This window comes from Alistipes sp. UBA6068 (assembly GCF_949428155.1).
GTDB classification, from domain to species: domain Bacteria; phylum Bacteroidota; class Bacteroidia; order Bacteroidales; family Rikenellaceae; genus Alistipes; species Alistipes muris.
In genome coordinates this window covers 225,644-235,607 of sequence record NZ_CASQFS010000002.1, presented here as the reverse complement: position 1 = coordinate 235,607, position 9,964 = coordinate 225,644, and the positions used below count along the sequence as shown (strand labels likewise).

6 protein-coding genes are annotated in these 9,964 nt (G+C 60.6%); 1 reads left to right on the top strand and 5 read right to left on the bottom strand.

All coding sequences use genetic code 11. From position 1 onward, the window contains the following. Positions 1-198: 198 nt before the first annotated feature. The 5 genes from QVG21_RS02410 to QVG21_RS02390 form a co-directional block, all read right to left on the bottom strand. On the bottom strand, positions 199-1,059 hold the full coding sequence (locus QVG21_RS02410) for a sigma-70 family RNA polymerase sigma factor (protein ID WP_004328839.1): 861 nt from the start codon (positions 1,057-1,059) through the stop codon (positions 199-201). 51 nt (positions 1,060-1,110) lie between these two features. Further along, positions 1,111-2,601 carry a Do family serine endopeptidase gene (locus QVG21_RS02405; protein ID WP_251214634.1) on the bottom strand — a complete coding sequence of 497 codons (1,491 nt, stop codon included), beginning with the start codon at positions 2,599-2,601 and terminating at the stop codon, positions 1,111-1,113. A gap of 180 nt (positions 2,602-2,781) precedes the next feature. Beyond that, complete coding sequence (gene metK, locus QVG21_RS02400) at positions 2,782-4,086, bottom strand: methionine adenosyltransferase (protein ID WP_251214633.1); 1,305 nt, start codon at positions 4,084-4,086, stop codon at positions 2,782-2,784. 445 nt (positions 4,087-4,531) lie between these two features. Continuing rightward, positions 4,532-6,985, bottom strand: a complete 2,454-nt coding sequence (locus tag QVG21_RS02395) for an ATP-dependent Clp protease ATP-binding subunit (protein ID WP_287921838.1) — start codon at positions 6,983-6,985, stop codon at positions 4,532-4,534. A gap of 724 nt (positions 6,986-7,709) precedes the next feature. Next, positions 7,710-8,606, bottom strand: coding sequence for a hydrogen peroxide-inducible genes activator (locus QVG21_RS02390; RefSeq protein ID WP_251214631.1), 897 nt, complete (start codon positions 8,604-8,606; stop codon positions 7,710-7,712). A gap of 150 nt (positions 8,607-8,756) precedes the next feature. Here QVG21_RS02390 and trpS point away from each other — a divergent pair, with 150 nt between their 5' ends. Next, positions 8,757-9,893: a tryptophan--tRNA ligase gene (trpS, locus tag QVG21_RS02385; protein WP_287921836.1), complete on the top strand. Its 1,137-nt coding sequence runs from the start codon at positions 8,757-8,759 to the stop codon at positions 9,891-9,893. Positions 9,894-9,964 lie beyond the last annotated feature (71 nt).

The window sequence follows — 9,964 nt, the reverse complement described above, 5'->3', positions numbered from 1 at the left end:
CTCAGTTGGTAGAGCACGACACTCTTAATGTTGGGGTCCAGGGTTCGAGCCCCTGAGGGGGTACGAAGCGAGAATCGAAAGGTTCTCGCTTTTTTCGTACAATCTGCGGATGTTTCCAGGCCCGCCACGCTTCCCTTGCAGCATACAACAAAAAAGGAGTTCTCTTGCAAGAACTCCTTTCAACTATTTTAGAAAGCCCTATCCCAGATACGACTTCAACAACTTGGAGCGGGACGAATGGCGGAGGCGGCGGATGGCCTTCTCCTTAATCTGTCTTACGCGCTCGCGCGTGAGGTCGAACTTCTCGCCGATCTCCTCGAGCGTCATCTCGGAACACCCGATGCCGAAGAAATACTTGATGATGTCGCGCTCGCGCTCGGTCAGCGTCTCCAACGCCCGGTCGACCTCGGTCGAAAGCGACTCGTTGATGAGCCCGCGGTCGGCATTGGGCGAATCGGGATTGACCAGGACGTCCAACAGCGAATTGTCCTCGCCGTCGGCGAACGGAGCGTCCACCGAGACATGGCGCCCTGCGACACGAAGCGTATCGGTCACCTTCTCCTTGGGCAGCTCCAACTCGTTGGCCAGCTCTTCGGGCGACGGCGTGCGCTCGTGCTCCTGCTCGAAACGGGCGAACGCCTTGTTGATTTTGTTGAGCGACCCGACCTGGTTGAGCGGCAGGCGCACGATACGCGACTGCTCGGCCAGCGCCTGCAAAATCGACTGACGGATCCACCACACGGCGTAGGAAATGAACTTGAAACCGCGCGTTTCGTCGAACTTCTCGGCAGCCTTGATAAGCCCGAGGTTGCCCTCGTTGATAAGGTCGGGCAGACTGAGCCCCTGGTTCTGGTATTGCTTGGCGACGGAAACCACGAAGCGCAGATTGGCCTTGGTGAGCTTTTCGAGCGCTTCCTGGTCCCCTTTCTTGATTCGTTGGGCGAGTTCCACCTCCTCCTCGACCGTGATGAGCTCCTCCTTGCCGATCTCCTGCAGATACTTGTCCAGCGAGGCGCTTTCGCGGTTGGTGATGGATTTCGTAATTTTTAACTGACGCATGTTTTATCCTGTGTATGTTTCTTCCATTTTATTACGACCCGCCCGCCGAAGCTATTCGACCAGCACGTAGCTGGCGGCCCGGCCGTCGGGATAGATGCCGTCGATGGACCGCACCTTGTCGCTCAGCCGGCGCATGTCGGAGAGCGAACGGACCGCCTTGTCGTTGATGTGCGTGATGACGAATCCCTGCTTCACGCGCGCCCGGGCCAGTATGCCGTCGGCCTTGACCCCCACGACCTGCACGCCGCCCCGGATTTCGAGCTGGCGGCAGAGTTTCTCGCCCGCATCCTGGAACTTGCCGCCCAGGGTCTCGACCACGTCGACGTCCTCGCGGGAGAGGAGTTCGGGTTTGTCAGCCTTATTACGCAAAGTGACCTCGAATTGTTTCACCTTGCCGTCTCTTTTTACCGACAAAAGGACCTTGTCGTTGGGCCGGTGGCGGGCGATCTGCTCCTGGAGCGTCGCCGAAGAGGTCAGCGCCACGCCGTCGATGTCCAGCACGACATCGCCCTTGCGGATGCCCGCCTCGGAAGCGGCACCGCCCTCGGTCACTCCGGCCACGTAGACACCACCGATTTCACTGATGCCCAGCTCCTTGCCCTCGTTGTCGATGAAATCCTGGTCGACAGGGCGGAACATGATGCCCAGCATCGCCCGCTGCACGAACCCGTATTCCTTGAGGTCGACCACGACCTTGCGGACAATGGCTTCGGGAATGGCGAACGAATAGCCTATGTAGCTTCCCGTCTGCGACTTGATAAGCGTATTGATGCCCACCAGCTCGCCGTGGGTGTTGACCAGCGCACCGCCCGAATTGCCGGGATTCACGGCCGCATCGGTCTGGATGAACGATTCGATGCTGAAATCGTTGGGGATGGCCCCCAGGTTGCGCGCCTTGGCGCTGACGATGCCCGCCGTGATGGTCGACTGGAGGTCGAACGGCGAACCGATGGCCAGCACCCATTCACCCAAGCGCAGGGCGTCGGACGAACCGAAAGCCAGCGTAGGAAGTTCCGTGGCGTCGATTTTCAGCAGCGCCACGTCGGTTGCCGAATCCTTGCCGACGAGCGTGGCGTCGAACGCCCGGCCGTCGTTGAGCTTCACGCGCAACTTGGTCGCGCCGTCGACCACATGGTTGTTGGTCACCACATAGCCGTCGGACGAAATGATGACGCCCGAACCGCCCGCACGCTGCTCGCGATACTGGGGCTCGCCATTGCCGCGCGAACGCTCCTGCGGGAACCCGAAAAACTCCAGGAACGGGTCGTAGCCGAACTGCCCGCGCCGGGGTACCTCGACCTGCTGGATGGCCTCGATATTGACCACCGCCTTGACCGCGTTCTCGGCGGCATAGGTGAGGTCGGGATACTGCCCCGCCTCGTAAGCGGCGAAATGCGCCCCGAGGGCCGGGGTCCGCTCGACCTCGCGCTCGACGTACTCGACCTGCGCACCGCGTCCGGCCTCGGCGACGGCCCAGGCCGACACACCGCCGGAAACGGCAGCGGCCGCAACAACTCCCAAAAACAAAAGTGCCTTTTTCATAATCGAATGATGGTTTGAATTATTCGTAGGCGATCTTTATCATAGGCAAAAACGATGTTCGTGCAGGACAAACGCGCGCTGCGACGGAAATAGTATATAAGGAAAGGGCGAAATTCAGTATTAACCGCCCGAAATGCGGCAAGAAAACCGGGAGCCGTTGAAAAGGCTCCCGATTCTGCGTTACAGGCCGAATTCGCGGCGGATGTCGTCGACGGCATCGAGCCGCTCCCAACCGAAGAACTCGATTTCGCGCTCGACCTCGCGGCCGTTCTCCCACACCCGTTCCACCTTTTTATAAGGACGGTTTCCGAAATGGCCGTAAGAAGCCGTCGCCTCGAAAATCGGGTTCTTGAGCCCGAACCGCTTGACGATGGCGGCGGGCCGCAGGTCGAACAGCTTGCCGATGCGGCGGGCGATTTCACTGTCGGTCATCCCCTCCAGCGCCTTGGGACGCGGCGAACGGTAGGTATCGACGTAAATCGAAAGCGGCTCGGCGATGCCGATGGCATACGAAAGTTCCACAAGCACCTCGTCGGCCACCCCGGCTGCCACCAAGTTCTTGGCGATATGGCGGGCGGCATAGGCGGCCGAACGGTCGACCTTGGACGAATCCTTGCCCGAGAAAGCACCGCCGCCGTGGGCGCCGCGGCCGCCGTAGGTGTCGACGATGATTTTGCGCCCCGTGAGCCCCGTATCGCCGTGCGGGCCGCCGATGACGAACTTGCCCGTCGGGTTGACGTGGAGGATGTAATCGTCGCCGATAAGCTCGGCGAGCTTGTCGCCGGCGCGCTCCAAGCGAGCCTTGACGCGCGGAATGAGGATGGTGCGGACGTCGTCGCGAATCTGTTCCTGCATCCGCCGTTCGGCCTCCTGCTCGGAAATGCCGTCGCCGGGCTTGATGAACTCGTCGTGCTGGGTCGAAACGACGATGGTGTTGACCCGCACGGGCCGTCCCGTCTGCTCGTCGTACTCGATGGTGACCTGCGACTTGGAATCGGGACGCAGGTAAGTCATCGTCCTGCCCTCGCGCCGGATGACGGCCAGCTCCTTGAGAATGACATGCGAGAGAATCAGCGTGGCGGGCATCAGCTCGCGGGTCTCGTTGCAGGCATAGCCGAACATGATGCCCTGGTCGCCTGCGCCCTGCTGCTGCTCGTCGCCGCGCTCGACACCCTGGTTGATGTCGGACGACTGCTCGTGGATGGCCGAAAGAATACCGCACGAATTGCAGTCGAACTGGTACTCGCTCTTGGTATAGCCGATGCGCTCGATGACACGGCGCGCCACGCCCTGCACGTCGACGTATGCTTCAGAGCGCACCTCGCCCGCAACGACCACCAGCCCGGTGGTACAAAGCGTCTCGCACGCAACCTTGGAATTGGAATCGCGACGCAGGAATTCGTCGAGAATGGCGTCGGAAATCTGATCCGAAACCTTGTCGGGGTGCCCCTCGGACACCGACTCCGATGTAAACAGAAAACCCATTGTTATACGTTTTTGTGGACCGCCCCGAGGCAGTCCGGTTATCGGTATAAAATGGGAAAAATTGGCTGTTTGGGAAATAAAAAACGAGCTGTTTTAGCGATTTTTTATTGTGGTTTGCAATCAGTCAAATCTTTCCACATTTCCCCGCCTTCCGGCTTGGGACCGCAAAGATAGCAATAATAAAATAAAAAGAGAAAAAGAGGGGTTAAAAATCACAATGTCGTAGCCGTCAGACGGAGGACGGACTAAAAGCGTCGGCGCAGGGGCCGGTTTATTTATAAACCCGCGAACAGGCGACCGAAGCAGCGTTAAGCCGTCCGCAGTAGGCGGAGACGCCTGTGAGGAACTTTTATTTCTGACAAAGGCAGATGCTGAACATAGCTCAGAACGACAGCGCAGAGACAAAACAACTATGGGCAGCGGACAAAAGTCCGCCACCCATAGTCTACGCGACCCGGAGCCTTACGCCGCGGGCCTTGTCGGCCTCGACGACCACGGTGTCGCCCTCGTGGAGCTGTCCGTCGATGATGAGCGCCGAAAGCGGGTCTTCGACATGGTCCATCAGCGTGCGCTTGAGCGAGCGGACGCCATAGCGCTGTTCGTAGCCCATCGACGCCAGCCGGCGCTTGGCGCAGTCGGTGATCTTCACGTTGTAGCCCAGCCGGCGCGTCCGTGCGAAAAGGCCCTCCAGCTCCAGTTCGATGATCCGCTCGACGTCGCATTCCTCCAGCGTGCGGAAAACCACGATGTCGTCGATGCGGTTCAGGAACTCCGGCGCGAAGGTCTGCTCCAGCGCCTTGCGATACTCTATCTGCGGCGCCACGGTCTCCACGGCGCTCTTGGAAGTGGTGCTGTAACCCACCTGCACCTGCTTCTGCGCGGCGGCCCGCGAACCCACGTTGGAGGTCATGATGATAATCGTGTTGCGGAAATCGACCTTGCGGCCCGAACCGTCGGTCAGGTGCCCCTCGTCGAAAAGCTGCAACAAAGTGTTGAAGACCTCGGGGTGGGCCTTTTCGATTTCGTCGAACAGCACCACCGAGTAGGGACGGCGGCGCACCGCTTCGGTCAGCTGCCCGCCCTCGCCGTAGCCGACGTAGCCCGGGGGCGAGCCTATCAGCCGCGCAACATTGTGCTTCTCGCTGTACTCGCTCATGTCGATGCGGATCAGCCCCATGCGCTCGTCGAAGAGCCACTTGGAAACCTCCTTGGCCAGGAGGGTCTTGCCCACGCCCGTGGGACCCACGAAGAGGAAGACACCGATAGGACGGTGCTCGTCCTTGAGCCCGGCGCGCGAACGGCGGATCGTGCGCGAAATCTTTTCGACCGCATCCTGCTGCCCCACGACGCGGCCCGACAGGTGGTCGCAGAGGGTGCGGAGCCGCCCGGCCTCGCCGTCGGTGACCCGCTCGGCGGGGATGCCCGTCATGACGGTGATGACCTCGCGGATGTCCTCCTCGGTAATCTCCGCAGGATTGGTTTCGAGCGAACGCCGCCACTCCGAACGCGTCTCGTCGATTTTGGAGCGGAGCGCAATTTCGCGCATGCGGGCCGAAGCGGCCTTGTCGTAGGCCATCGCCCCGACCGCTTCGCGCCGCTCGCGCTGCACGTCGCCGGCGGCCGTCTCCATGCGGCGCAGCTCGTCGGGCTCGCAGGCCGAACGCAGATACACGCGCGACCCGGCCTCGTCCAACACGTCAATCGCCTTGTCGGGGAAAAAGCGGTCGGTGATGTAGCGCTCCGTCAGCGCCACGCAGGCCCGCAAGGCCCCGTCGGTATAGCGCACCTTGTGGTGCTGCTCGTAGTGGGGCGCGATGTTGCGCAGGATGGCGAGCGTCTGCTCGGCCGTGGTCGGCTCGACCACCACCTTCTGGAAACGGCGTTCGAGGGCCGAATCGCTCTCGATGTTCTCGCGGTACTCGTCGAGCGTCGTGGCCCCGATGGTCTGGAGCTCGCCGCGCGCAAGGGCGGGTTTGAGGATGTTGGCCGTATCGAGACTGCCCTGCGTAGACCCGGCGCCGACGATGGTGTGGATTTCGTCGATGAAGATAATCGTATCCTTGGCCTTGCGCAGTTCATCTAACAGCTGCTGCATGCGCTCCTCGAACTCGCCGCGGAACTTGGTCCCGGCCACGAGCGACGAGACGTCGAGCGAAAACAGCGTCTTGTCGGCGATGGTATAGGGTACCTTTCCGGCGGCGATGCGCAGGGCCAGCCCCTCGACGATGGCGCTTTTGCCCACACCGGCCTCGCCGATGAGGATGGGATTGTTCTTCTTGCGGCGCGAGAGAATCTGCACCACGCGCTCGATCTCCTCCTCGCGCCCGACGACGGGGTCGATGCGCCCCTCGCGGGCCATGCGCGTGAGGTTGACCCCGAACTTGTCGAGCAGGTGCGGCTCGTCCTTGGGCTCGGGCCGGCTGTCCGCCGAGAAATCGAGCATCTGCACCTGGATGCCGGAGCGGAAGTCGTCGGCGACGGCGAACTTCTGCAAATCGGCCGCGATGATTTCGGCCGTGACGCCGTACATCTCCAGCACGCGGGCCGTAATGGTCTGCGTGTCGGCCGCGATAAGCCGCAGGGCATGAATCGTCGAAATACTGCGCACGGCCCCCGACTTCTCGCACAGCTCCTCGCGGAAAGCGCGGAAGAACGTTTCGGGGTCGAGCTCCTCCGCGGGCTGCGCGGCGGCGATTTCGTGTTCGATGCGAAGACGTATCTGGTACACCTCCCAGTCCTTGAGACGCGACGAGAGGAGCTGGAAAGCCAGCGATCCCTCCTCGCGCAGCAATTCTACGGCCAGGCGGTCCTTGAGCGAATGGGTGATGCCCGCTTTAGCGGTGTCGAACGCCGCGCGAGCAAGGACGCTTTCGAGCGTCTTAGAAATTTTCATCTGCATGTTGCGTCGTTTTTGGTTGAATTCGCAGGAAAAACGCCGCGCAAAGGCCCTTTATTGTATGGGGCGGGAGCGTCGCGGATACGGTCCGGACGGATGCGCTGAACGTGCGCAGGTTACGGCCGAAAAGCCCACGAAGAAAAAAAGCAGCCGCAGATGCTGGACGCAGCGCACGGAGAGACCGTCCGCACGGTAGGTGCCGCTGAGCGGGCCCACGCTGGCCGACCAGAAGACCAGACAGCCCACGTAGAGACTGCCCGCGCAGTAGGACGACGAAGACCAGGAACTGCCCCCGGTGCCGACACTCGTCAAGGCTCCCGACTCACGGGCGCGGTAGCCCGCAGCAGGCGCTGAAGCAATCGCTCGGATGAATGACAGAAAAAATGAATAATGAATAGTTAATAGGGAATAATTGGCAAAGACATGAAAAAGCAATTATTCACTATTCATTGTTAATTATTCATTAACCCAAGTTTCCTGTCAGACTGGGATGTATAGCTGGCGGCGTGCCGTGACGTTTCAGCGGTTTGCTAAAACGTTTTAACGGCCCGGAAATCCCTGCCGTCAGCGGATTGCTGAATCTGCGTGGCCACGCTGGCAGCACCCTTTCGACGAACCGAAACGTCAAGGCGAAAAAGGGGCGTGAATGAACCGTAGCCCATGCCACTCCGGACCAAAACTGCCTGAATCTATGAAGTGAAAAACGATTTGCGGATGAACCGCCCGGCTATTTCGCCGGGACGACGTTGGCGAGAATGGTATCGGTGAGGGCACGGATGATGGAACTCTTCACATAGGTGCGCCGCACGGCGATGGCAATCTTGCGCGAAGTAGCCCCCTTGGCCAGCGTCTTCAGCCGGTCGCGCCGGTCGGCGGGGATATACTCGACGGCCATTTCGGGAATGATGGTCAGGCACGACGTGCAGTCGACGATGCGCATGAGCGTGTCGAGCGACCCCGACTCGAACGAATAACGGGCGGGCAGCCCGCGGCGCGCCTGGCACAGCTCGATGATCTGGTCGCGCATGCAGTTGCCGGGACTGAGGATGACCAGGTCCTTGAGGTCGATGTCCTCGATGCGGACGTTCTGCCGCTCGTAGAGCGGATTTTCGGGCGAGACGTAAGCGAAAAAACGGTCGTTGAACAGCTCCTGCTCCAGGATGCCCTCGCCGCAGGTACCGCTGGCGACCAGCGCGGCGTCGATGCGGTCGCGCTTGAGCGCCTCGATGATGTCGGCTGTGACCATCTCGGAAATCTCCAGCTCGACCTTGGGAAAATCGCGCACGAACGCGGGGATGAACTTGTGGAGCAGGTAGGGCGCGATAGTCGGAATGACGCCCAGCCGCAGCTTGCCCGCCGTTTCGCCCTTGAGCTCGGCCACAGCCTCCTTGATATAATTGTAGGCCGAGAGGGTCTGCCGGGCCTGCTCCAAAACCACCTCGCCCGCCTCGGTGGGGATGACGGGCTTTTTGGAACGGTCGAGCAACACCACGCCCAGTTCCTCTTCGAGCGACTTGATTTGCATGCTCAGCGAAGGCTGGGTGACGAAACAATGTTCGGCGGCCTGCGAAAAACTGCCGCAGTTGGCCACGGCGAGGAGGTATTCGAGCTGAATGATAGTCATAACAACGGTTTATTCCGACATGCAAAAGTATAAAAAAAAACGATATTCATCAACTTTATTAGGCCGCGCGCGCGGATTTTCGTAAGTTTGCGCAGATAAACCGCGCCGGAAAGGGTTCGGAGCGGGATATTCCCGACACAAACGAAGACTATGGGCAAAATCATACTGACGGGCGACCGCCCCACGGGGCGTCTCCACCTGGGCCACTACGTAGGCTCGCTGCGCCGCCGCGTGGAGTTGCAGAACTCGGGCGAATTCGAGAAGATATTCATCATGATCGCCGATGCGCAGGCGCTGACCGACAATGCCGACAACCCCGAGAAGGTGCGGCAGAACGTCATCGAAGTAGCGCTGGACTATCTGTCGGCGGGTCTCGACCCCGAGCGCTCGACGCTGTTCGTCCAGTCGCAGGTGCCGCAGCTGTGCGAACTGGCGTTCTACTACATGAACCTGGTGACCGTGCAGCGCTTGCAGCGCAACCCGACGGTCAAGGCCGAAATCCAACTGCGCGGATTCTCGGAAAACACCGCCGAAGGCGACACGACCCAACGCCAGGGCATTCCGGTGGGCTTCTTCACCTACCCCATCAGCCAGGCGTCGGACATCACGGCGTTCCGCGCGACGACCGTACCGGCGGGCGAAGACCAGGAACCGATGATCGAACAGACGCGCGAAATCGTCCATAAATTCAACTCGACCTACGGCCCGACGCTGGTGGAGCCCGAAATCCTGCTGCCGGACAACGCGGCGTGCATGCGTCTGCCAGGCACCGACGGCAAGGCCAAGATGTCCAAGTCGCTGGGCAACTGCATCTACCTGTCGGACACGGCCGACGAAGTGAAGAAAAAGGTGATGGGCATGTACACCGACCCGGACCACCTGCGCGTCGAAGACCCCGGCAAGGTCGAGGGCAACACGGTATTCACCTACCTGGACGCGTTCTGCCGCCCGGAACATTTCGGGAAATACCTGCCCGAATATGCGTCGCTCGACGAACTGAAAGCCCACTACCGCCGGGGCGGACTGGGCGACGTGAAGGTCAAACGGCTGCTGATTGCGGTGCTCAACGAAGTGCTCGACCCCATCCGCGAACGCCGCCGCCACTACGAAGCCCGCATCGGCGAAGTCTACGCGATGCTGGAGGAGGGCTCGCGCAAAGCCCGCGAAGCCGCGGCCGCAACACTCGACGATGTCCGCGAAGCCATGAAAATCAACTACTTCGACGACAAGGAACTGATAGCGGCGCAGACACAGGCGTTTGCAGAGAAAATTAAAAATCAAGAATGAAAAATTAAAAATTCCCGTCTCTGAAAATACCTGCCGCGAGGAGAGCTGCCCGCAAAATCCGTACATGAATC